26 protein-coding genes are annotated in these 20,367 nt (G+C 63.8%); 13 read left to right on the top strand and 13 right to left on the bottom strand.

The window, feature by feature from the left end:
• The first annotated feature begins 5 nt into the window (after nucleotides 1-5).
• Nucleotides 6-884, top strand: coding sequence for an adenylate/guanylate cyclase domain-containing protein (locus tag L0962_RS02210; RefSeq protein ID WP_234083552.1), 879 nt, complete (start codon nucleotides 6-8; stop codon nucleotides 882-884).
• Nucleotides 885-941: 57 nt separating this feature from the next.
• Here L0962_RS02210 and L0962_RS02205 read toward each other — a convergent pair whose 3' ends face one another.
• From L0962_RS02205 to recA, 8 genes are read right to left on the bottom strand one after another with little or no spacing between them, the layout of a single operon-like run.
• Nucleotides 942-1,292 carry a hypothetical protein gene (locus L0962_RS02205; RefSeq protein ID WP_234083550.1) on the bottom strand — a complete coding sequence of 117 codons (351 nt, stop codon included), beginning with the start codon at nucleotides 1,290-1,292 and terminating at the stop codon, nucleotides 942-944.
• A gap of 33 nt (nucleotides 1,293-1,325) precedes the next feature.
• Entirely contained in the window at nucleotides 1,326-2,261 is a 936-nt protein-coding gene (hprK, locus tag L0962_RS02200) for an HPr(Ser) kinase/phosphatase (RefSeq protein WP_234083547.1), read from the bottom strand.
• Between the two features lie 9 nt (nucleotides 2,262-2,270).
• Nucleotides 2,271-2,717 (bottom strand): PTS IIA-like nitrogen regulatory protein PtsN, encoded by a 447-nt coding sequence (gene ptsN / locus L0962_RS02195; RefSeq protein ID WP_234083545.1) that lies wholly within the window; start codon nucleotides 2,715-2,717, stop codon nucleotides 2,271-2,273.
• Between the two features lie 51 nt (nucleotides 2,718-2,768).
• Nucleotides 2,769-3,092: a ribosome-associated translation inhibitor RaiA gene (gene raiA, locus L0962_RS02190; protein WP_234083542.1), complete on the bottom strand. Its 324-nt coding sequence runs from the start codon at nucleotides 3,090-3,092 to the stop codon at nucleotides 2,769-2,771.
• A gap of 14 nt (nucleotides 3,093-3,106) precedes the next feature.
• Nucleotides 3,107-4,573, bottom strand: coding sequence for an RNA polymerase factor sigma-54 (locus tag L0962_RS02185; RefSeq protein WP_234083539.1), 1,467 nt, complete (start codon nucleotides 4,571-4,573; stop codon nucleotides 3,107-3,109).
• Nucleotides 4,574-4,597: 24 nt separating this feature from the next.
• On the bottom strand, nucleotides 4,598-5,332 hold the full coding sequence (lptB, locus tag L0962_RS02180) for an LPS export ABC transporter ATP-binding protein (protein ID WP_234083536.1): 735 nt from the start codon (nucleotides 5,330-5,332) through the stop codon (nucleotides 4,598-4,600).
• Nucleotides 5,329-5,763, bottom strand: coding sequence for a recombination regulator RecX (gene recX / locus L0962_RS02175; RefSeq protein ID WP_234083533.1), 435 nt, complete (start codon nucleotides 5,761-5,763; stop codon nucleotides 5,329-5,331). Before recX ends, lptB begins: the two co-directional genes overlap by 4 nt.
• Nucleotides 5,756-6,784 (bottom strand): recombinase RecA, encoded by a 1,029-nt coding sequence (recA, locus tag L0962_RS02170; RefSeq protein WP_234083530.1) that lies wholly within the window; start codon nucleotides 6,782-6,784, stop codon nucleotides 5,756-5,758. Before recA ends, recX begins: the two co-directional genes overlap by 8 nt.
• 203 nt (nucleotides 6,785-6,987) lie before the next feature.
• Here recA and L0962_RS02165 point away from each other — a divergent pair, with 203 nt between their 5' ends.
• The 7 genes from L0962_RS02165 to L0962_RS02135 all read left to right on the top strand — a co-directional run bounded on the left by L0962_RS02165 (nucleotide 6,988) and on the right by L0962_RS02135 (nucleotide 12,455).
• Entirely contained in the window at nucleotides 6,988-7,188 is a 201-nt protein-coding gene (locus L0962_RS02165; protein ID WP_234083527.1) for a hypothetical protein, read from the top strand.
• On the top strand, nucleotides 7,185-7,874 hold the full coding sequence (locus tag L0962_RS02160; RefSeq protein ID WP_234083524.1) for an RluA family pseudouridine synthase: 690 nt from the start codon (nucleotides 7,185-7,187) through the stop codon (nucleotides 7,872-7,874). Before L0962_RS02165 ends, L0962_RS02160 begins: the two co-directional genes overlap by 4 nt.
• 42 nt (nucleotides 7,875-7,916) lie before the next feature.
• A complete protein-coding gene (locus tag L0962_RS02155) occupies nucleotides 7,917-9,416 on the top strand; it encodes a sodium:solute symporter family protein (protein ID WP_234083521.1) in 1,500 nt (499 codons plus the stop codon).
• A 64-nt stretch (nucleotides 9,417-9,480) separates the two neighbouring features.
• Nucleotides 9,481-10,554: a VanZ family protein gene (locus L0962_RS02150; RefSeq protein ID WP_234083518.1), complete on the top strand. Its 1,074-nt coding sequence runs from the start codon at nucleotides 9,481-9,483 to the stop codon at nucleotides 10,552-10,554.
• Nucleotides 10,555-10,599: 45 nt separating this feature from the next.
• On the top strand, nucleotides 10,600-10,908 hold the full coding sequence (locus L0962_RS02145) for a ferredoxin (RefSeq protein ID WP_234083514.1): 309 nt from the start codon (nucleotides 10,600-10,602) through the stop codon (nucleotides 10,906-10,908).
• Between the two features lie 3 nt (nucleotides 10,909-10,911).
• On the top strand, nucleotides 10,912-11,550 hold the full coding sequence (locus tag L0962_RS02140; RefSeq protein ID WP_234083511.1) for an alpha/beta hydrolase: 639 nt from the start codon (nucleotides 10,912-10,914) through the stop codon (nucleotides 11,548-11,550).
• Nucleotides 11,538-12,455: an ATP-binding cassette domain-containing protein gene (locus tag L0962_RS02135; protein WP_234083508.1), complete on the top strand. Its 918-nt coding sequence runs from the start codon at nucleotides 11,538-11,540 to the stop codon at nucleotides 12,453-12,455. Before L0962_RS02140 ends, L0962_RS02135 begins: the two co-directional genes overlap by 13 nt.
• A gap of 4 nt (nucleotides 12,456-12,459) precedes the next feature.
• On the opposite strand, the gene L0962_RS02130 is transcribed toward L0962_RS02135, so the two are convergent.
• From L0962_RS02130 to L0962_RS02115, 4 genes are all read right to left on the bottom strand, one after another.
• Complete coding sequence (locus L0962_RS02130) at nucleotides 12,460-13,227, bottom strand: TIGR01458 family HAD-type hydrolase (protein ID WP_234083505.1); 768 nt, start codon at nucleotides 13,225-13,227, stop codon at nucleotides 12,460-12,462.
• Between the two features lie 161 nt (nucleotides 13,228-13,388).
• Nucleotides 13,389-13,640, bottom strand: a complete 252-nt coding sequence (locus tag L0962_RS02125) for a hypothetical protein (protein WP_234083502.1) — start codon at nucleotides 13,638-13,640, stop codon at nucleotides 13,389-13,391.
• A 190-nt stretch (nucleotides 13,641-13,830) separates the two neighbouring features.
• Nucleotides 13,831-14,292 (bottom strand): hypothetical protein, encoded by a 462-nt coding sequence (locus L0962_RS02120; RefSeq protein ID WP_234083500.1) that lies wholly within the window; start codon nucleotides 14,290-14,292, stop codon nucleotides 13,831-13,833.
• Nucleotides 14,293-14,400: 108 nt separating this feature from the next.
• A complete protein-coding gene (locus L0962_RS02115; RefSeq protein WP_234083497.1) occupies nucleotides 14,401-14,826 on the bottom strand; it encodes a hypothetical protein in 426 nt (141 codons plus the stop codon).
• 325 nt (nucleotides 14,827-15,151) lie between these two features.
• On the opposite strand from L0962_RS02115, the gene L0962_RS02110 reads away from it, so the two are divergent.
• The 3 genes from L0962_RS02110 to dsbD are packed head-to-tail and all read left to right on the top strand — an operon-like array spanning nucleotide 15,152 to nucleotide 18,041.
• Entirely contained in the window at nucleotides 15,152-15,925 is a 774-nt protein-coding gene (locus L0962_RS02110) for an ABC transporter permease (RefSeq protein ID WP_234083482.1), read from the top strand.
• 20 nt (nucleotides 15,926-15,945) lie between these two features.
• Nucleotides 15,946-16,263, top strand: a complete 318-nt coding sequence (gene cutA, locus L0962_RS02105) for a divalent-cation tolerance protein CutA (RefSeq protein ID WP_234083479.1) — start codon at nucleotides 15,946-15,948, stop codon at nucleotides 16,261-16,263.
• 2 nt (nucleotides 16,264-16,265) lie between these two features.
• A complete protein-coding gene (gene dsbD, locus L0962_RS02100; protein WP_234085059.1) occupies nucleotides 16,266-18,041 on the top strand; it encodes a protein-disulfide reductase DsbD in 1,776 nt (591 codons plus the stop codon).
• Between the two features lie 7 nt (nucleotides 18,042-18,048).
• On the opposite strand, the gene L0962_RS02095 is transcribed toward dsbD, so the two are convergent.
• Nucleotides 18,049-18,723 carry a phosphatase PAP2 family protein gene (locus L0962_RS02095; protein WP_234083476.1) on the bottom strand — a complete coding sequence of 225 codons (675 nt, stop codon included), beginning with the start codon at nucleotides 18,721-18,723 and terminating at the stop codon, nucleotides 18,049-18,051.
• Between the two features lie 130 nt (nucleotides 18,724-18,853).
• Here L0962_RS02095 and L0962_RS02090 point away from each other — a divergent pair, with 130 nt between their 5' ends.
• Entirely contained in the window at nucleotides 18,854-19,093 is a 240-nt protein-coding gene (locus L0962_RS02090) for an acyl carrier protein (protein ID WP_234083458.1), read from the top strand.
• Between the two features lie 3 nt (nucleotides 19,094-19,096).
• Nucleotides 19,097-20,347: a beta-ketoacyl synthase gene (locus L0962_RS02085; RefSeq protein ID WP_234083454.1), complete on the top strand. Its 1,251-nt coding sequence runs from the start codon at nucleotides 19,097-19,099 to the stop codon at nucleotides 20,345-20,347.
• The last annotated feature ends 20 nt before the right edge of the window (nucleotides 20,348-20,367 follow it).

The following is a 20,367-nucleotide window of genomic DNA, read 5'->3' as shown; positions in this document are numbered from 1 at the left end:
CCCCGATGAGTGCCTCGCCCAACCGTTCTTTCGTCATGGTCGCCGACATTGCCGGCAGTGCCGGCCTTTACGAAAAACTCAGCGAACGGGAGGCCGCCCATACCGTCGATCGCTGTCTGAAACGGATGATCCGTTCGGTCGAAGCTTACCGGGGGCGCATCGTGCAGCAAGTCAGCGATGAATTGCTGGCCGCCTTCGATAATGGCGAATCGGCCTGTCAGGCCGCCATCGACATGCATCAGCGGCTGGCCGACCTGCCGCCGGTGTCCGGCCACAAGCTCAGCATCCGCATCGGGCTTCATTGCGGCGATGCGACGCCCGAGGCCCTGTTCACCGATGTCGCCCGGGTTGGCGGCATGGCCCGCGCCGATCAGATCCTGTGCAGCCAGTCGCTGGTCGATGCCTTGCCGGCCAGCGGTCTGCTGAACACCATCCCCCGGCCGGACCTCGGGCAGTTCGGGGAAGGCACGGCGGCACAGGGCGTCTGCCTGTTGCACTGGCCCGCCAAGAACGAAAATTCGCAATTGCATTCGATGTTCGGCCCGCTGTCCGCCATGGCGCTCGATCGGCTGTGCATCCGTTATCGTGGCAAGGCCTATCTGCTCGACGATAAATCGCCGGTGCTCACGCTCGGCCGCGACCCGGCCAGCAAGCTGGTGATCGAGGACCGCAAGGCGTCGCGGCAGCATGGCCGCATCGAACGCCGGCACAACGGCTATCACCTGATCGACACCAGCACCAACGGCAGTTTCGTGACCATCGGCGGCCGGCAGGAAATCCTCGTCCGCAAGCACGAGGTGCTGCTCGAGGAAAAAGGCACGATCTGCTTCGGCAGTTCGGCCAACGATCCAGGCGCCGACCGGATCGAATACGAACACCTGTAAACGCAGGATGGCCGTCCGAAGACGGCCATCCTGCTGCGGTCGACCCGCAATTCCGGCTTATTTTGCCGCGTCGGCCACGCACTTCTTCACGAAACTGTTCTTTGCCGCGCCGGCCAGCTTCTTCTCGGCAGCCGTGGTTTCACAGCCTGCCGCTGCCGAAGCCTTGCCGGCATCGGCCGTGCATTTCTTGACGAAGCTGTTGCGCGCGGCACCGGCCAGTTTCTTGCCGTCCGCCTTCGCTTCACAGTCGTTGCCGGCTGCGGGAGCGTCGGCCTGGCACTTCTTCAGGAACGAGGTTTTGGCCGCACCGGCCAGTTTCTTCTCGGCGGCCCGGGCTTCGCAATCATCCGCGGCCATGGCGGCATTGCCAATCAGCGCAGCGATCAACATCACGACGTATTTGCTCATACCAATCTCCAGTTGAGAGTCATCGGGAATGCCTTATGCATCCTCGTCGAGCATCATACGCTGCTGGCGGTCGACAAAATCCTGCATGCTGTCGATGCCACGCAACTGCAGGATGGTGTTGCGCACTGCCGCTTCGAGCAACACGGCCAGATTGCGGCCGGCGGCAACCGGGATCACCACCTTGCGGACCGGCACGCCGAGGATTTCCTGGGTCTGCGCATCGAGCGGCAGACGGGGCGCATCGGGTGCGGTGGTGACCCGCTGCAGATGGACGATCAACTTCAGCTTCATCTTCCGGCGGGAAGCGGTCTCGCCGAAGATGGTGCGAATGTTCAGCAGGCCCAGGCCGCGTACTTCGAGAAAATCCCGCAACATCCCGGGACAACGGCCTTCGACGGTGGTTGGCGCTATCCGGGCCATTTCGACGACGTCGTCGGCCACCAGGCCATGGCCGCGGGAAATCAGTTCCAGTGCGAGTTCCGACTTGCCGACCCCGGAATCGCCGGTAATCAGCACGCCCATGCCGAGCACGTCCATGAACACACCATGCAGGTTGACAGTATCCGCCAGACGCGCCGACAGGTAGATGCGCAGGTAGTCGATCACCGCCGAGCAGGGCTTGGGCGACTGGATCAAGGGCGTCCCGGCCGCCCGGCATGCGTCGACCAGCACTTCAGGAGGCTTGAGTCCGTCGGCAATGATCACGGCCGGCGTATTGGCGGCCAGCAGATCGGAAAACAACTGGGAGAACCGGCGTTCGCCGATCCGTGTCGCCCACTCGTATTCGGCAAGCCCCATGACCTGCAGGCGTTCGGGGTGGATGATGTTGATGTGCCCGACGACGTCGGCCCCGTAGGTACTGGCCACCCTGAGCTCGATACGTCGCCCGGCAGGATCGCCAGACAGGCAGGTCAGCAGCAGTTTCTCGCGGTTATCCTCGAACAGCTGCTGCAGGCTGATGTGGCGCACGGGCGAGACTCAGGCCTTGAACAGGGCGATCACCGAGTCGGCATCGGGTGCGGCCTGCAGGGATTCCCGGAAATTGCGGTCGGAAAAGCGCTGGGCCAGCTCGGAAAGAATCTGCAGATGTTCCTCGGTCGCCTGTTCCGGCACCAGCAACACGAACAACAGCGTGACCGGACGCCCGTCCGGCGAATCGAAGGGAATCGGCGACGCCAGGCGAATGACGGCACCGGCAGCCTGCTTGAGGCCCTTGATGCGGCCATGCGGAATGGCAACGCCCTGGCCCAGCCCGGTCGAACCAAGCTTTTCGCGCGCGAACAGGCTATCGAAAATGACGGAACGGGCAACGCCGAGACGTGCTTCGAAAAGCATGCCGGCCTGCTCGAAAACCCGTTTCTTGCTGCCGGCGTCCAGGTCGAGAAGCACCTGTTCGACGGACAGAATGTTGATGAGTGGGTTCATGGGGAAATGGATGCGAAAAGGGACAGCCCAAAGGCTGTCCCCGAACGGCAATCAATCGGCGATGTGATTCGCTGCCTTGTCGCCGCGGTGGTGGTCCTGAAGCTTCTGCTTGTGCTTCTGGACCTGGCGGTCCAACTTGTCGAACATGGCGTCGATGGCGGCATACAGGTCGTCGGCCGCTTCCTCGACATGCAGGTCCTTGCCCGGCACATGCACGGTGACTTCGGCCTGCTGCTTGAGCTTTTCGACGGACAACACGACGTTGACCCCAGTTACCTTGTCGAAGTGGCGCAGCACAGGATCCAGCTTGCTCTCGACATACTCGCGGAGTGCCGGGGTAACTTCGATATGGTGGCCACTGATCTGCAGGTTCATTTTTTCTCCTCTCTCTACAGGGTCTTACGTAAATTGACCGGCGGGATGTTGAGCGATTCACGGTATTTGGCAACCGTGCGTCGGGCAACCACGATTCCCTGCTGGCCTAGTATTTCGGATAATTGACTATCCGACAAGGGTTTCTTGCCGTCCTCGGCGGCGATCAACTGCTTGATCAACGCCCGGATGGCAGTGGCGGAACAGGCGCCACCGGTATCGGTGGCGACATGACTGCCGAAGAAATACTTCAGTTCGAAGATGCCGCGCGGCGTGGCCATGTATTTCTGGCTGGTCACCCGCGACACGGTCGATTCATGCAGGCCGAGGATGTCGGCAATCTCGCGCAGCACCAGCGGCCGCATGGCGACTTCGCCGTGCTCGAAGAACTGGCGCTGGCGATCGACGATGGCCTGCGTCACGCGGTGGATGGTGTCGAAACGTTGCTGGACATTCTTGATCAGCCAGCGCGCTTCCTGCAGCTGGGCCGACAGGTTGCCGTTGCCGCGCCGCTGTTTGGCCAGGATGTCGGCATACAGGCGGTTGATGCGCAGACGGGGATAGGCGTCCGGATTGATGTAGGCGGTCCATTTGCCTTTCAGCTTCTTCACGATCACGTCGGGCGTGATGTAGCGTGCATCGAGCTGGGCATAACCGGCCGCCGGCCGCGGATTGAGGCTGGTGATCAGGGCCTGGGCGGCTTTCAGGTCTTCGTCGTCGCAGCCGGTGAGCCGCTTGATCTTGGTGAAATCGCGGGCCGCCAGGAGTTCGAGGTGCTTGTCGACGATGACCATGGCCAGCGGCCCGTCGATTTCGTCGTTCAGCGCCTTCAGCTGCAGTAGCAGGCATTCCTGCAAGTTGCGCGCACCGATACCGGTAGGATCGAAATTCTGGATATGGCGCAGGGCGATTTCCAGCTCTTCCGGCTCGATCTCGTACTCGGGCGGCAGGGTTTCCCACAGTTCGAGCAGCGGCGTCGACAGGTAGCCGTCGTCGTCCAGCGCTTCGATCAGGAAGCGCACCAGGCTGCGGTCGCGCTCCGACATCTGCGTCATGCCGAGCTGCCAGCCAAGATGTTCGCGCAGACTGACGTTGGCCGCGTGGGTGTCGTGCGCGTCGCTGTCGTCGTCATCGTCACGCCCGGCACCGCTGTACGTGCCGGCATCGCTGGTCCACCGGTCGTCATCGATTTCGGATGGCGTCGCCGGGGCTTCGCCATCGCGATCGTCGGCCTGGGCACCGGTCGGCTCCTCACGCTCGCGCTCGCGTTCGTTGTTGCTGGCCGGCGAGTCGAACTGCTGGGCCGACGAGAAGGATTCGCCGCCGTTGTCGTCTTCCCGCTCCAGCATCGGGTTCTCGAGCAGGTAACGCTCGATTTCCTGCTGCATTTCGACGGTCGACAACTGCAACAGCTTGATCGACTGCTGCAGCTGAGGCGTCAGGGCGAGGTGCTGGGAAAGTTTGAGCTGGAGTGCCGGTTTCATCGGTGGGGTCGTTTTGCTGCCCGGTCAGAGCTTGAAGTTCTCGCCGAGATAAACCCTGCGTACGCTTTCATTATCGACGATTTCGTCCGGCCGTCCAGCCGCCAGGACTTTGCCGGCATTGATGATCCAGGCGTGATCGCAGATGCCGAGCGTCTCGCGCACGTTGTGATCGGTGATCAGCACACCGATGCCGCGCTCCTTGAGGAAGCGGATGATCTTCTGGATTTCCAGCACGGCAATCGGGTCGACCCCGGCAAACGGTTCGTCGAGCAGGATGAAACGCGGATCGGTGGCCAGGGCACGGGCGATTTCGACGCGCCGCCGCTCGCCGCCCGACAGCGCCGCCGCATTGACATGCCGGACATGGCCGATGTGCAGTTCGCTGAGCAGGGTTTCCAGACGTTCCTGCAGTTCGCTCTTGGGCAGGCCGAGCAGTTCGAGCACGGCGAGGATGTTTTCCTCGACGTTGAGCTTGCGGAACACCGACGCTTCCTGCGGCAGGTAGGACAGGCCGAGGCGCGCCCGGGCGTGGATCGGTTGATGGGTCAGCCGCTCGTCGTCGATGTGCACATCGCCGCCGTCAGCGGCAACCAGGCCGACGATCATGTAGAAACAGGTGGTCTTGCCGGCGCCGTTGGGTCCGAGCAGCCCGACCACCTCGCCGGATTTGACGGCGAACGAAACGTCCTCGACGACGGTACGCGATTTATAGCGTTTCTTCAGGTGGCTGGCGGTCAGGGTGGCTGGCGGCAGGGTCATTCGTCTTCGGCTCCACGCAGTGTCTGGCGGATGGCGTCTGCGGAAAAGCCGCGATACTGCAGGAAACGCATCTGTTTTGCACGCGCTTCTGCGGTCAACGGCGGCTGACCGAACTTTTTTGCCCAGATCGAACGGCAGCGTTCGACCTCGTCGCCGGCTTCCGGCAGGGCGGCGTCGATGTCTTCCTCGGCCACACCCTGCTGCTTCAGTTCCAGACGCAACCGGGCATTGCCGTAGCGGCCGGCGCGTGCCGCGACGCGCTGGCTGGCATAACGATGATCGGAGAGCAGGCGCTCGGCCTGCAGGGTATCGAGTACGGACTCGACTTCATCGGCCGACTCGGCATGGACGGCCAGTTTGGCACGCAGTTCGGCCCGGCTGTGATCGCGCCGGGCCAACAACTGCAGCGCGCGGACCCGCAGGTCAGGCACTCGCCGGCGCCGACTTGGTCGGCTTGATGACGGTGGTCGCAGCCGCCTCGCGGATCTTGGCTTCAAGCTCCTGGGCGATTTCCGGGTGCGACCGGAGGAATTCGCGGGCGTTGTCCTTGCCCTGGCCGATCTTCTCGCCGTTGTAGGCATACCAGGCCCCGGACTTGTCGATCAGCTTGTGGGCGACCCCCATCTCGACGATCTCGCCTTCGCGCGAGATGCCCTCGCCGTACAGGATGTCGAAGATGGCTTCGCGGAACGGCGGCGACACCTTGTTCTTGACGACCTTGACCTTGGTTTCGTTGCCGATCACCTCGTCGCCCTTCTTGATGCCGCCGATGCGCCGGATATCCATGCGCACCGAGGCGTAGAACTTCAGCGCGTTGCCGCCGGTGGTGGTTTCCGGCGAACCGAACATGACGCCGATCTTCATGCGGATCTGGTTGATGAAGATGACCAGCGTGTTGGTCTTCTTGATGTTGGCGGTCAGCTTGCGCAGCGCCTGCGACATCAGGCGGGCGTGCAGGCCGACCATCTGGTCGCCCATCTCGCCTTCGATTTCGGCGCGCGGCGTCAGCGCGGCGACCGAGTCGACGACGATGATGTCGACCGAGCCGGAACGGACCAGCATGTCGGCGATTTCCAGCGCCTGCTCGCCGGTATCCGGCTGCGAAATCAGCAGATCGCCGACGTTGACCCCGAGCTTCTGCGCATATTGCGGATCGAGCGCGTGTTCGGCGTCGATGAAGGCGGCGGTACCGCCGAGCTTCTGCATTTCGGCGACGACCTGCAGACAGAGCGTGGTCTTGCCCGAGGATTCCGGACCGTAGATCTCGACGACACGGCCGCGCGGCAGACCGCCGACGCCCAGCGCGATGTCCAGACCGAGCGAGCCGGTCGATACGACCTGCAGCCCTTCGTCGATCTCGGCATCGCCCATCTTCATGATGGAGCCCTTGCCGAACTGCTTTTCGATCTGTTGCAGCGCTGCGGCGAGCGCCTTTGCCTTGTTGTCGTCCATGATTTACCTCGAAACGTTGAGCGGATTATGGCACATGGCCAAATGATGGAACAGAAGTTGCTTTTGGCATGACAGATGTCGCCCATCGACAATATGCCATTGGCAACTCCCGATTTTACGGAAGATTGCGTGCCGATCGGTATATGCTTCGCACCCCGCCGACCCGTCATCACATACTGGACAACTATACAGTATTCCGACCGATGTTCAATCGCCTGACCGCATTGCTCCTGTTACTGGCCAGCGGCCTTGCCGCCGGCGCCCCGGCCCCATGGTACTGGTGGGCCGGGCAACGCGACGACACGCGGGTATGCAGCCAGACCAGCCCCGGCAAGGGCTGGACGCGGGTCAGCTTTGCCTATCGCGACGCCCGCTGCAGCATCCCGGACGAACGGCGGCGATGAGCGCCTACCTGCCGCCCCCGGAGCAACCGGCGATCCGCCATGTCGACGCCGACCTGCTGATCGTCGACAAGCCGTCCGGCCTGCTGTCGGTGCCCGGCCGCGGCGACGACAAGCAGGATTGCCTGCTGTCGCGCGTCCAGGTCGCTTATCCCGACGCACTCGCCGTGCACCGGCTCGACATGTCCACCTCCGGCCTGCTGGTGCTGGCGCGCGGCAAGGCGATGCACAGCGAACTGTCCCGGCTGTTTCGCGAGCGACTGGTGGACAAGCGCTACATCGCGGTGGTCGACGGCCTGCCGGCCGTCGAGGCCGGGGAGATCGACCTGCCGCTGATCTGCGACTGGCCGAATCGCCCCCGGCAGAAAGTCGACCACAGCATCGGCAAGCCGTCGCTGACCCGTTTCCGCATCCTGGAGCGCTGTCCGGCGCGGCAATGCACGCTGGTCGAACTGGAACCGGTCACCGGCCGTTCGCATCAATTGCGCGTGCACCTGGCCTCGCTCGGCCATCCCATCCTCGGCGACGACCTGTACGGCGGCGAGGCAACCACCCGAGCCGAACGCCTGCTGCTGCATGCGGCAAAAATTGCCTTCATCCACCCGTCGACCGCAGCCCGCCTCGAAATTTCCAGCCCGCCGCCTTTTTCCCCGGCTGCTGCGGCGCAACAACCGCCAATACCCTTATAATCCGCGCGTTTACAACCCCTTGCCCGCGGGCGGACACCCACCATGCTGATCTGGTTCGTTGCCCTCTACCTGCTCGTTTCCATCGGCATCGGTCTGCTTGCCGCTACACGCGTACATAGCACCAAGGACTTCGCCGTCGCCGGCCGCCACCTGCCGCTGCCGGTGGTCACCGCCACCGTGTTCGCCACCTGGTTCGGCGCCGAAGCCATCTTCGGCGTTTCGTCGACCTTCGTGAAGGAAGGCCTGCGCGGCGTCGTCGCCGATCCTTTCGGCGCCTCGCTGTGCCTGATCATCGGCGGCATCTTCTTCTCGCGCAAACTGTACAAACTCAACGTGCTGACCCTGGGCGACTATTTCCGGCTGCGCTACAACCGGACGGTCGAGGTGCTGACGACGATCTGCATCGTGCTCGCCTACCTCGGCTGGGTCGCCGCCCAGATCAAGGCGCTCGGGCTGATCTTCAGCGTCGTCACCAGCGGCGCGATCAGCCAGGAAGCCGGGATGGTGCTCGGCGCACTGATCGTGCTCACCTACACCACGCTCGGCGGCATGCTGTCGGTCGCCATCCTCGACTTCGTGCAGATGGGCGTGATCATCGGCGGCATGCTGTTCATCGGCTGGCTGATTTCCGGCCAGACCGGCGGCGTCATGCCGGTCATCGAACACGCGGCGGCGGCCGGCAAGCTCCAGTTCTTCCCGGAAGCGGACCTCTGGCAATGGATCGCCTTCCTCGGCGCCGGCATGACCATGATGCTCGGCTCGATCCCGCAACAGGACGTGTTCCAGCGCATCACCTCGGCCCGTACCGCGACGATCGCGCTGTGGGGATCGATCATCGGCGCGACGATCTACTTCTGCTTCACCTTCGTGCCGATGTTCATCGCCTACTCGGCAACACTGATCAACCCCGAGCAATACCACGCGCTGATGGCCCAGGACACGCAACTGGTGCTGCCGACGCTGGTCCTCGAACATACGCCGGTATTCGCCCAGGCCATCTTCTTCGGCGCCGTGCTGGCGGCGATCATGAGCTGTTCGTCGGCAACGCTGCTGGCGCCATCGGTCGCCTTCGCCGAGAACATCGTCCGCGGCTTCCTGCCGCACATGGGCGACCGCGAGTTCCTGCGCGTCATGCGCATCACCATCGTCTGCTTCACGGCGGCGGTGCTGGCCTTTGCGCTGAATTCGGAATCGAGCATCTTCCACATGGTCGAGAACGCCTACAAGGTGACGCTGGCCGGTGCTTTCGTACCGCTCTTCCTCGGCGCCTTCTGGACGCGCGCCACCACGCAGGGAGCGCTGTTCGCCACCATCGGCGGCGTTGCCTCGTGGCTGCTGATCGAGTTCCTGGTCGGCGAGGCCAGCCTGGTGCCGCCGCAACTGATCGGCCTCGCCGTCAGCCTGTCCGGGATGATCGCCGGCTCGCTGCTGCCGCAGTGGGTCGGCCGGCCGACGCCGGTCGAGGACATCCACGAGGCGCTGCATCACCGCGCGGCGGCGGAAACCCACCATGTCGGCCAGCATCCGCACCATCACGGCTGAGCTTTCCGAGACATTGTGGCGGGCAACGGCTGACGTATCCGGCGGCAGGCCCTAAAATCGGGGCATGTCCCGATCTGGCAACGGCCCCATCGTTCTCGCCCGCTATCTGGCGCTCGCCTGGCTCGGGCTGACCGTCTACGGCAGCCTGCACCCGTTCTCGGGCTGGCGCGACAGCGGTGTCTCGCCGTGGGCTTTCCTGAATACCGACTGGCCGCGTTACTGGACGCTCTTCGACCTGCTGGCCAATGTTGCGGTCTACGTGCCGCTCGGCTTCTTTTTCACGCTCGCGCTGCGTCGGCTGCCCGGTCGCTACACCGCCCCGATCCTGGCCACGCTGCTCGGCGGCGCTGTCAGCCTGGGGCTGGAAACGCTGCAGAACTGGCTGCCGACGCGCGTACCGTCCAACCTCGACCTGGCGTGCAACACGCTGGGCGTGCTGATCGGCGCGATCTGGGCGCAGATCGTCGGCCCGCGCATCTTTGCCCGGCTGATCGCCGTCGAACAGCGGCTGATCGCGCCGGTGCCGCATGCCGAACTGGGGCTGACGCTGCTCGGCCTGTGGTTGCTGGTACCGCTGTCGCCGGAAATCCTGCTGTTCGGCGCCGGCGACATCCGCCACCTGATCACCGTCGATCCGCTGCTGCCGTTCTCGGTAGACAGCTTTGCCGCGGTCGAGGCCGGCGTCACCGCCTGCAACGCGCTGGCCGTCGGGCTGATGCTGCGTTATTTGTGCGCCCGGCGGTGGACCGCCTATCCGACTGTCGCCATCTTCCTGCTGCTCGGACTGGCCGTGCGCGCGGTCAGCGCCGCCGTGCTGGTCGGACCGGCCGAGGCGATGGCCTGGCTGACGCCCGGTGCGCGGCAGGGGCTGAGCGTGGCCGGCATCGCGCTGCTGCTGCTGCTCTGGCTGCCGAACCGGCTGGCGCTGTGGCTGGCCGTCCCGGTGCTGATCGCCGGCAGCGTGCTGGTCAACCTGGCACCGGCCAATCCGTATTCGGCGGCGGCGCTAGCCGCCTGGCGACAGGGGCACTTTCTCAACTTCAACGGTCTAACCCGGCTGGTCGCCGCGCTGTGGCCGTTGCTGGCGCTGCCGTTTTTGCTGCTGGCCCTCGGTCGACCGCAAGGACGCGCCGGCTGAGCGCAGCGGCCGGCGACTATAATGCCGATCCGAACGGAGAGACCCATGAGCTATTTCCAGCATCACGTTTTCATCTGCACCAACCAGCGCCCGAACGGCGAAGCCTGCTGCGACCGTGTCGGCGGCAGCGAGGCCTTCGCCTACGCCAAGGATCGCATCGGCCAACTGAAGAAGAACGGCCCCGGCGCCGTGCGCATCAACAAGGCCGGCTGCCTGGGCCGTTGCGACCAGGGCCCGGTGATGGTCGTCTACCCCGAAGAAACCTGGTACGCCTTCGTCGATAACGACGACGTCGAGGAAATCATCCAGGAACACCTGATCAACGGTCGTCCGGTCGACCGCCTGAAAATCTGAAAAATGAAAGTCATCGAGGAAAAACTGCTGATCGACGGCCCGGCCGGCAAGATCGAGCTGATCATGGAACGCCCGGACGCGCCGCGCGGCATCGCGCTGGTCGCCCATCCGCACCCGATCGGCGGCGGCGCCAACACCAACAAGGTCGCCTACACGCTGGCCAAGACCTTCGTCGCGCTCGGCTATGCCGCCTTCCGGCCGAATTTCCGCAGCGTCGGCCTGAGCGAGGGCGAGCACGATGAAGGCATCGGCGAAACCGACGACCTGCTGGTCGTCCTCGACGAAGCGAAACGGCGCTGCGGCGACCTGCCGGTGGCGCTGGCCGGTTTCTCCTTCGGCGCCTACTGCCAGACGCGCGTCGCCAAACGGCTGGCCGACACCGGCCACCCGGCGCAGCGCCTGGTGCTGGTCGGCACCGCCGCCGGCTACGTCGAAAACAGCCGCCAGTACGACACCGAAGCGGTGCCGCACGACACCATCGTCATCCACGGCTCGGCCGACGACACGGTGCCGCTGGACAACGTCTTCGCCTGGGCCCAGCCGCTCGACCTGCCGGTCGTCGTGGTGCCCGGCGCCGACCACTTCTTCCATCGCCGGCTGCACCACATCCGCGACATCGTGACCCGCGCATGGCGGCACTGAGCGTCGATTCGCTGCGCAAGGCCTACGGCGACAGCGAAGTCGTCGCCGGCCTGTCGTTCGCCGTCCAGCCCGGCACCTGCTTCGGCCTGCTCGGCCCGAACGGCGCCGGCAAGACCACCACGCTGCGCCTCTGCCTCGGCCTGACCGCGCCGGACGCCGGCCGGATCACTCTCGGCGGCCATGCCATTCCGCAGGACGCGCAGGCGGCACGGGCGCGTGCCGGCGTCGTGCCGCAGTTCGACAACCTCGATCCGGATTTCACCTGCGCCGAAAACCTGCTGGTCTTCGGCCGCTACTTCGGCCTGCCCGACGCCGAAATCCGCGCCCGCATCCCGCAACTGCTCGAATTCGCCAGCCTCTCCGGCAAGGCCGATGCGCGCATCGCCACGCTGTCCGGCGGCATGAAACGGCGCCTGACCCTGGCCCGCGCGCTGGTCGCCAACCCGGACATCGTCTTCCTCGACGAACCGACCACCGGCCTCGACCCGCAGGCCCGCCACCTGATCTGGGAACGGCTCAAGCAACTCAAGGCGGCCGGCAAGACGCTGATCCTGACCACCCATTTCATGGACGAAGCCGAACGGCTGTGCGACACGCTGATCGTCGTCGACCACGGACGCAAGATCGCCGAAGGCAGCCCGCGCGAACTGATCGCCACGCACATCGAACCGCAAGTCGTCGAAGTCTTCGACGAAAGCTGCGGTCGACTGCCCGGATTCGTCGAAAACCACCGCCAGCTTGCCGAACGCGTCGAAGCCAGCGGCGAAACCGCCTTCTTCTACTGCCGCGACGCCGCGCCGCTGCTCGCCGCGCTGGCCGACGAAGACGGCCTGCGCTACATGCACCGCGCCGCCAACCTCGAAGACGTCTTCATCAAGCTGACCGGCCGCGAACTGCGCGACTGAATTTCTAGCCGACCAGCCGGTCGACCGCAGCCGCGAAATCGTCCGCCGTCAGCGCCGGCCGGATGTCCGGACTGGCGTCGTCGCCCGGCCGGAACTTGCCGGTACGCAACAGAATGCCGGCGATGCCCGCCGCCTGCGCGCCGCCGATGTCGTCGCTCAGATCGTCGCCGATCAGCACTGCCTGATCCGCCGTCACACCCAGCTCGGCCAGCGCCGCGGCAAAAAAGGCCGGCGCCGGCTTGCCGACGATCTCGGCCCTGACGCCCGCCGAATACTCCAGCCCGGCGACGAAAGCCCCCATGTCCAGCGCCAGCCCGTCGCTTTCCATGAAATAGCGGTTGCGCGCCATGGCGATCAGCGGACAGCCCTGCATCAGCAAACGGAAGGCGCGGTTGAGGCCGGCGTAGCTGAAATGCTCACCCATGTCACCGAGGACCACGACATCCGGCTCGGCGGCGTCCGGCCCCATCTCGCCGGCGATGTTCGGATGCACCATCCAGTGCGGCCGCAAGCCGCGCTCGCGCACCACCGTGCGGGCCGCCAGCGCGGCGGTCTGGATCTCGCCGGCCGACAACTCGAAACCCATCCGGCACAGCTTGGTGAACAACACGCTGCCCGGCGTGCGCGTGGTATTGGTCAGGAAGCGCAACACCAGCCCGGCACCGCGCAAACGCTTCAACGCCGGCACCGCCCCCGCCAGCGCCTCGTCGCCGGTGTGCAGCACCCCGGCCAGATCGATCAGCACCGCCTTCACGTCATTCGGCATTTCCATCGACACGCCCTCCTGTCCGCAACGTCTGTCATCTTAGGTGATGACCGTGGGCAGGGCGAAAAGTTTGGGGCGGGAGATTGAAAAGGGTACTGATTTAACGGGGTGAAACAACCCAAAAGGAAATTAGCTAGCTTGAAGAAGCGGACATTCAACGTGCTAGCTCACGACGACAAAAAGCGGAGCATTTTGACGGTCGGCTGGGTCAGGATGTTACGAAGTGAAGGTCTGGAGGGCTCATGTTCGATCTGCTTGAAACGCATGCTGAACATGATGAAAACTCCCACGATGAGTCCCGTGGCCAACGAGCATTTTAAGAAAGCTAAGGCAGGAATAAATACACCAAGCAACTTAATTGGTAGGCCAACAGCGAACGCCAGTTTGAAGAATTTTCCATAGGCAAAATCTTGGCGCATCGGAGCAGTGCAATGTGGGCATGTTTTGACCTTTCCCAATGAATGGATCGCTTTTGAAAAGAAGGGGATTTTCTGTTGGCAGTTTGGGCAGTCTATGGAGAATCTCTTAACGTTGAAAATAACCGGACGCAGACAAGCTTAGCTTGCCGGAGATCCAGCGGATTGAGATCTTGGACTTCAGTTAAATTATTTACTGTGATTTTTCTATTTCCGAAAGCAAAACCTTTGCATCAGATAATCCATTCCAATTTGGATATTCTGAAAATATTTTTTGAATTGTACTTATTGATTTTTGAATACTCTTTACTGGATTAGTTTTATCCGAATAAAAATATGCGAGCTGCAACAATTGCGAAGGGCAGCCTATATCTCGAAAATCTGACTGACAAATAGTTTTTACAGCATTCTCCATTCCCGCAGAATTTCCTTTTACAATTGCGCATTTTGTACCCGCGAAAAGCTCCATATTATTTCCTTTATATAGCTCTGCGCAGTCTAAAATTCCATTAAGCTTCTCAGTCGTTTCGTTGACATACTTCTCGGACACCTCCTCTCCAAACACGCAGAACGAAGAGAGTGAAAATACAACGGTCGTTACAACCATTAATTTTTTATGGATTGTGAAAGTCGGATTTTTCTGGGTCGCAGTCATTTTTCGCCAAACAAGGTTTTCTAAAGCCTCAACGTACAAGCTAAGGGACGGCCCGCTTGCGGGGCGGCCCAACGATCGAAGGCCGCACCTTGAGCAGAATGTTAGGGCTCATTCCGAAATGCGGCGAAGCGGCCCCATACAAGCTTTTAGAGACGGCTCCTGGCATATGGCCATTTCGCTTTTTGTGGGGCTGAAGAAAATGTATAGCGTAACTGTATCGCCTACTGGCGTTCCACCAGGCGTGCCGTCACAGCCAGCAAGGCCGTTGCTCTTCGTTACTACATCAATCATTCGATAAAACCCATTTAAATCGTGCTTGTCACTAATAGTAAAACGACTTTCTCCAACTTCTTCGCCGCTAGTTACAACGGAAGTATTGTCTGATCGGTAGTGGTACACCTCCTGACAGTTGTTCTTTGCATAGGTCCACATCCACTTTCCGTACAAGGGGTGATACGGTGGCGAATCGGTGACGTTTGCAACGGCAGACAATGAGATAAAGCTGACAATCAGTGCTGAAACGATGGTCTTCATGGGTTCATGAGTCCTGACTAGTAGTAGATGACAGAAGTGTCCAATAAGTTGGAATATGCGACAGGCGGCAGTCCTTGCCTGCTGGGCGTTTTCAGAAAAATCCGTTTATGCAGCATGTGGGCGTGAGAATTAAAACGGACAGCTTGCCATTGTACCGATGCCGTTCATGCAATAGGCATTTTGCTGAGCGTCTCCTTTGCAGAAATCATCTGAATGGCCGCCGTTGGCCGATAGCCGCCCAACTACCACCTTTCTCCCCACACCGCCCACATCCCCCACCCGGCGTTAGAATGCTCGCCTTCCTTCGCTGATCCGGCCACGCTCCATGTCCGTCTCCCTGCTCGCCACCGCCGGCTGGTTTCCTGTCTGGCAACGCAATTTCCTGGTCTGGCGAAAGCTTGCGCTGCCTTCCATCCTCGGCAATCTGGCCGATCCGATGATCTACATGCTCGGCCTCGGCTACGGGCTGGGGGCGATGTTGCCGAGCATCGACGGCCAGCCTTACATCGCTTTCCTGGCGGCCGGTACGGTGTGTGCGTCGACGATGAACGCGGCGACCTTCGAGGCGCTGTATTCGTCCTTCTCGCGGATGCACGTGCAGAAGACCTGGGATGCCATCCTCAACACGCCGCTCGGGCTGGCCGATGTGGTTGCCGGGGAACTCGTCTGGGCGGCGACCAAGTCGCTGTTTTCCGGTGCCGCCATCCTGCTGGTGATCACCGTGATGGGACTGACCAGCGGCCCGCTGGCGTTGTGGGCGCTGCCGGCCATCGTGCTGACCGGCCTGGCCTTTGCGGCGCTGGGCCTGATCTGGAACGCGCTGGCGCCGTCCTACGATTTCTTCATGTATTACTTCACGCTGTTCATTACGCCGATGACGCTGATTTCCGGCGTTTTCTTCCCGACCGACCAGTTGCCCGGCTGGCTGGCTTTCGTCGGCCAGTGCCTGCCGCTGGCGCAGGGCGTGGCGCTGATCCGGCCGTTGCTGGCCGGTCAGGTGCCGGCCGATGCCCTGCTGCACGTCGGCGTGCTGCTGGCGACGGCCGCGGTGGCCTTCGCCATCGCGCTGCGTCTGACGCGCCGCCGGCTGCTCAAGTGATTTTCCCGAGGAATTCGCCGATGGAACCCTTGCTGATCCTCACCAACTGTCCCGACGAAAGCTGCGCCAACGCCATCGCGCTGGCCCTCGTCGAGGAAAGGCTGGCCGCCTGCGTGAACATCCTGCCGCGCGTACAGTCGGTCTATCGCTGGCAGGGCGCCGTCGAATCGGCGTCGGAAATTCCGTTGCTGATCAAGTCGACCGCAGCAAGCTACGCGGCGCTGGAAAAGCGCCTCGCCGAACTGCATCCCCACGCGGTGCCGGAGATCGTCGCGCTGCCGATCGCCCACGGCCTGCCGGCGTATCTGAACTGGCTGGCCCAGGAGACTGTCCGATGACCATGCGTATCCTGTTTTTCGTCTTCTCGCTGTTCGCCGGGCTGGCCCAGGCCCAGGAATTCCTCGATCCCGCCGTTGCCTTCAAGGGTTCGGCGCGGGCGGTCGACGGCCGGACGGTCGAGGTCCGCTACGAGATCGCCGACGGCTACTACCTGTACAAGGACAAGTTCCGCGTGCGCGCCGCCGACGAAACCATCGTCCTCGGCCCGCTGCAGTTGCCGGCCGGGCAGGAGAAGAACGACGAGAATTTCGGCCGCGTCGAGGTCTATCACCAGCAGGCGGTGTTCCGCGTGCCGGTGGAACGCAACAGTTCCGGCGCCTTGCCGCTGACGCTGGATCTGGTGTCGCAGGGCTGCGCCGAGGCCGGTGTCTGTTATCCGCCGCAAACGCAGACGGTGATGGTCAACCTGCCGGACCCGGACAGCACGCCGGCCGCCGCGCCGATGGCCGCCGGCGAGCCGGCTGCGGTCGACGGCGACGACAGCGGAAAAATCGCCCAGACGCTGAAGAACGCCGGTTTCTGGAGCGTGCTCGGGCTGTTTTTCGTGGCCGGCCTGGGCCTGTCGCTGACGCCCTGTATGTTCCCGATGATCCCGATCCTCTCCGGCATCATCGCCGGGCAGGGCGCCAAGGCGTCGCACGCCCGCGGCTTCGCGCTGTCGCTGGCCTACGTGCTGGGCATGGCGATCACCTACGCGGCGGCCGGCGTCGCCGCCGGTCTGAGCGGCACGCTGTTGTCGGCGGCATTGCAGAACGTCTGGGTGCTCGGCAGCTTCGCCCTGGTCTTCGTCGTGCTGTCGCTGTCGATGTTCGGCTTCTACGAATTGCAGTTGCCGACCGCGCTGCAGAGCAAGCTGTCGGAAGAATCCGGCCACCTGCGCGGCGGACGCGGCATTTCGGTGTTCCTGATGGGCGCGCTGTCGGCGCTAATCGTCGGCCCTTGCGTCGCTGCGCCGCTGGCCGGCGCGCTGCTCTACATCGGCCAGACCGGCGACGCGCTGCTCGGCGGCACGGCGCTGTTCGTCATGGCGCTCGGCATGGGCGTGCCGCTGATCGCCGTCGGCACCGCCGGCGGTTCGCTGCTGCCGCGCACCGGCCCGTGGATGGAAGGCGTCAAGAAGGCCTTCGGCGTCGCGCTGCTGGCCACCGCGCTGTGGCTGCTGTCGCCGGTATTGCCGGAAGTTGCGGTGATGATCGGCTGGGCGCTGCTGCTGATCGTGCCGGCGATCTTCCTGCACGCGCTCGATCCGCTGCCGCCGCTGGCCAAGGGCTGGCAGCGCTTCTGGAAAGGCATCGGCATCGTCATGCTGCTGACCGGCGCCGCCTTGCTGATCGGCGCGCTGGCCGGCGGCCGCGACCCGCTGCAGCCGCTGGCCGGCCTGCGCGGCGGCGCCGTCGCGGCCGAAGCCGGCCAGCCGGCATTCGTCACCGTGCGTTCGCTGGCCGAACTGGAAAGCCGGCTGGCTGCGGTCGACCGGCCGGTGATGCTGGATTTCTACGCCGACTGGTGCGTGTCGTGCAAGGAAATGGAGCGCTACACCTTCCGCGATCCGGCAGTCCAGGCGAAGATGGCCGGTTTCACGCTGCTCAAGGCCGACGTCACCGCCAACAACGCCGACGACAAGGCGCTGCTCGCCCGCTTCGGCCTGTACGGCCCGCCCGGCATCATTTTCTTCGACGCCCGCGGCCAGGAAATCGCCGGCTGGCGCGTGGTGGGCTACCAGGCAGCGGAACGCTTCCTGAAGGTGCTGGAAAAGGTCGCCGGAACGACCGCCTGAGCGCCGTCTACAGGCGCTCGCGACCGATCTGCCGAGCCATCGCGGACAGCGAGGCGACGGCGAACAGCGTGCCGACCAGGGCGCCGGCGACGACATCGAGCACCACGTGCTGGCGGGTGGCCACCGTCGACCACAGGATGGCCGCGCAATGCACGGCGCTGAAAGCGCGCAGCCAGCAGGGTGCCCCGACGTTGCGGAAGACCCGCGCCAGCCAGAATGCGGAGAACACCGCCGACGCGACATGCAGGGAAGGGCAGGCATTGCCGGCTGCGTCGATGCCCTTGATCATCGCCATTTCGGGGTAAGCCGACCAGTCGATGCCGGCCGGCGGTACGGCGGTCGGCAGGAACCAGAAAATGCCGAGGCAGAACAGGCACAGGGCCGCCACCCACACGCCGTAGAGCAGCGCCGCACGCAGGCCGGCCATCAGCGCCGGCGGCAGCGACACATAGACCCACAGCGAGACATAGACCGGGAAGGCGGCCTCGGCAAAGGGAATGTGCGCATCCAGCCAGGTCAGCGGCATCAGCGTCGCCGGACCGTGCGGCGTCTGCAGCGCGGCAAAATAGGCCGCGAAGAACAGCACCATGAACACCGTCGTGCCGACCGCCTTCAACGGCCACCAGGTCGCGATGCGACCGGCAATCTGCCGATACCAGGCGGTCGAAGGGGAAGGATTCATGGCGAATCGGGACTTTCGTGACGAGAAGAGCGGCGATGGTAGCAAATCGCTGATATTTGCAATGTATCTCCCTGGAGAAACGTAAAGAAACGTTTGGAAAACAGGACCTTTCGGCTAAAATCCGCGGCCTATGGATTCCATTGGCCTGATTCGCGATTTTCTCAAGGACCGCCTCGGCGTCGAACCGGACAGGGTTGTTCCGGAGGCCGCGCTGGCCGATCTCGGCGTCGACTCGCTGATGATGCTCGAACTGATGTTCGAGTTCGAGGACCGCTTCGGCATCAAGCTCTCGTCCGATCTGCCAACGCCCAAAACCGTCGGTGAGCTGGTGACGCTGATGACAGGGCTGATCGCTCAACAGAAGAACTGAACCATGAGCCAGCGGCGAGTGGCAATCACCGGACTGGGTCTGGTCAGTCCCTACGGCGGCGACCTGGCCGATTTCTTCGCCCGGCTGTGTGCCGGCGAATCGGCGATCCGCCACCTGCTGACCGACGACCTGCCGCGCCCGTTGTCGATGCCCTTCGTCAGCTGTCCGGCCTTCGATGCCGATAGCGCACTCGGCAAACCGCTGGCCTCGATGATGGATCGCTTCGCCCAGCTGGCGATGGCCGCCGCCTTTTCCGCCTGGGCCGACGCCGGCCTGCCGCGTGCGGTCGACGGCGAAAATCGCGAAAACTGGGGCTGTTCCTGGGGCACCGCACTGGGCGGCACGCTGGCCTACGAAAAGGGCTACCGCGAACTGTGGCAGAAGGGCCGCGAGCGCCTGTCGCCGTTGGCCGTCGTGCTCGGCATGAACAACGCCGCCAACGCCCACATCTCGATCCAGCTCGGCCTCGGCGGCGTCAGCATGAGCCATACCGTGGCCTGTGCGTCGTCCGCCATCGCCATCGGCGAAGCCTTCCGCCGCGTGCGTTCCGGCGAGGCGACGGTGATGCTGACCGGCGGTTCCGACGTGCCGCAGGCCTATGGCGTCGCCCGCGCCTGGGAAGCGCTGCGCGTGCTCGCCCCCGGCGATGCCGACAGCGCGCCGTTCGCCTGCCGGCCGTTCGCCGCCGACCGCCGCGGTCTGGTGCTCGGCGAGGGCGGCGCGGCGCTGGTCCTTGAAGACTGGGATCATGCGGTCGCCCGCGGCGCCACCATCCACGGCGAACTCGCCGGCTACGGCACGAGCTGCGACCACAGCCATCTGGTCCGCCCGGAAGCCGCCGGCCAGATCCGCGCACTCAACGCAACGCTGGCCGACGCCGGCCTGCGCGCCGACGAGATCGATTACATCAATGCCCACGGCACCGCCACGGCCGAAGGCGACCCGGTTGAAGCCGCTGCCTTGCAAGCCGTGTTCGGCGAGCGCGCCGCAACGCTGCCGGTCAGCGCAACCAAGTCGATGCACGGTCACCTGCTCGGCGCCGCCGGCGCCATCGAAGCCATCGCCACCGTGCTCGCGCTGCGCGACGACGCCTTGCCGCCGACCGCCAACCTGGCCGGCCGGCTCGATCCGGCCTGTACCGGCCTCGGCCACCTGACCGAAGTCCTGCGCGGCAGCCGGCCGCGCGCCGCATTGTCCAATTCATTCGCTTTCGGCGGCAGCAACGCGGTGCTCGCGTTCCGCGCGCCGGCCTGAAACACGTCTCACGGAACCCC

Source organism: Azonexus sp. R2A61, from assembly GCF_021401135.1.
Classification (GTDB): domain Bacteria; phylum Pseudomonadota; class Gammaproteobacteria; order Burkholderiales; family Rhodocyclaceae; genus Azonexus.
This window is presented reverse-complemented; position numbering and strand designations above follow the sequence as displayed.

Coding starts and splice junctions, on each gene's coding strand:
- L0962_RS02210 (WP_234083552.1), top strand. CDS start 6: ATGAGTGCCTCGCCCAACCGTTCTTTCGTCATGGTCGCCGACATTGCC.
- L0962_RS02205 (WP_234083550.1), bottom strand. CDS start 1,292: ATGAGCAAATACGTCGTGATGTTGATCGCTGCGCTGATTGGCAATGCC.
- ptsN (WP_234083545.1), bottom strand. CDS start 2,717: ATGAACCCACTCATCAACATTCTGTCCGTCGAACAGGTGCTTCTCGAC.
- raiA (WP_234083542.1), bottom strand. CDS start 3,092: ATGAACCTGCAGATCAGTGGCCACCATATCGAAGTTACCCCGGCACTC.
- L0962_RS02185 (WP_234083539.1), bottom strand. CDS start 4,573: ATGAAACCGGCACTCCAGCTCAAACTTTCCCAGCACCTCGCCCTGACG.
- lptB (WP_234083536.1), bottom strand. CDS start 5,332: ATGACCCTGCCGCCAGCCACCCTGACCGCCAGCCACCTGAAGAAACGC.
- recA (WP_234083530.1), bottom strand. CDS start 6,784: ATGGACGACAACAAGGCAAAGGCGCTCGCCGCAGCGCTGCAACAGATC.
- L0962_RS02165 (WP_234083527.1), top strand. CDS start 6,988: ATGTTCAATCGCCTGACCGCATTGCTCCTGTTACTGGCCAGCGGCCTT.
- L0962_RS02160 (WP_234083524.1), top strand. CDS start 7,185: ATGAGCGCCTACCTGCCGCCCCCGGAGCAACCGGCGATCCGCCATGTC.
- L0962_RS02155 (WP_234083521.1), top strand. CDS start 7,917: ATGCTGATCTGGTTCGTTGCCCTCTACCTGCTCGTTTCCATCGGCATC.
- L0962_RS02150 (WP_234083518.1), top strand. CDS start 9,481: ATGTCCCGATCTGGCAACGGCCCCATCGTTCTCGCCCGCTATCTGGCG.
- L0962_RS02145 (WP_234083514.1), top strand. CDS start 10,600: ATGAGCTATTTCCAGCATCACGTTTTCATCTGCACCAACCAGCGCCCG.
- L0962_RS02140 (WP_234083511.1), top strand. CDS start 10,912: ATGAAAGTCATCGAGGAAAAACTGCTGATCGACGGCCCGGCCGGCAAG.
- L0962_RS02135 (WP_234083508.1), top strand. CDS start 11,538: ATGGCGGCACTGAGCGTCGATTCGCTGCGCAAGGCCTACGGCGACAGC.
- L0962_RS02130 (WP_234083505.1), bottom strand. CDS start 13,227: ATGGAAATGCCGAATGACGTGAAGGCGGTGCTGATCGATCTGGCCGGG.
- L0962_RS02125 (WP_234083502.1), bottom strand. CDS start 13,640: ATGCGCCAAGATTTTGCCTATGGAAAATTCTTCAAACTGGCGTTCGCT.
- L0962_RS02120 (WP_234083500.1), bottom strand. CDS start 14,292: ATGACTGCGACCCAGAAAAATCCGACTTTCACAATCCATAAAAAATTA.
- L0962_RS02115 (WP_234083497.1), bottom strand. CDS start 14,826: ATGAAGACCATCGTTTCAGCACTGATTGTCAGCTTTATCTCATTGTCT.
- L0962_RS02110 (WP_234083482.1), top strand. CDS start 15,152: ATGTCCGTCTCCCTGCTCGCCACCGCCGGCTGGTTTCCTGTCTGGCAA.
- cutA (WP_234083479.1), top strand. CDS start 15,946: ATGGAACCCTTGCTGATCCTCACCAACTGTCCCGACGAAAGCTGCGCC.
- dsbD (WP_234085059.1), top strand. CDS start 16,266: ATGCGTATCCTGTTTTTCGTCTTCTCGCTGTTCGCCGGGCTGGCCCAG.
- L0962_RS02095 (WP_234083476.1), bottom strand. CDS start 18,723: ATGAATCCTTCCCCTTCGACCGCCTGGTATCGGCAGATTGCCGGTCGC.
- L0962_RS02090 (WP_234083458.1), top strand. CDS start 18,854: ATGGATTCCATTGGCCTGATTCGCGATTTTCTCAAGGACCGCCTCGGC.
- L0962_RS02085 (WP_234083454.1), top strand. CDS start 19,097: ATGAGCCAGCGGCGAGTGGCAATCACCGGACTGGGTCTGGTCAGTCCC.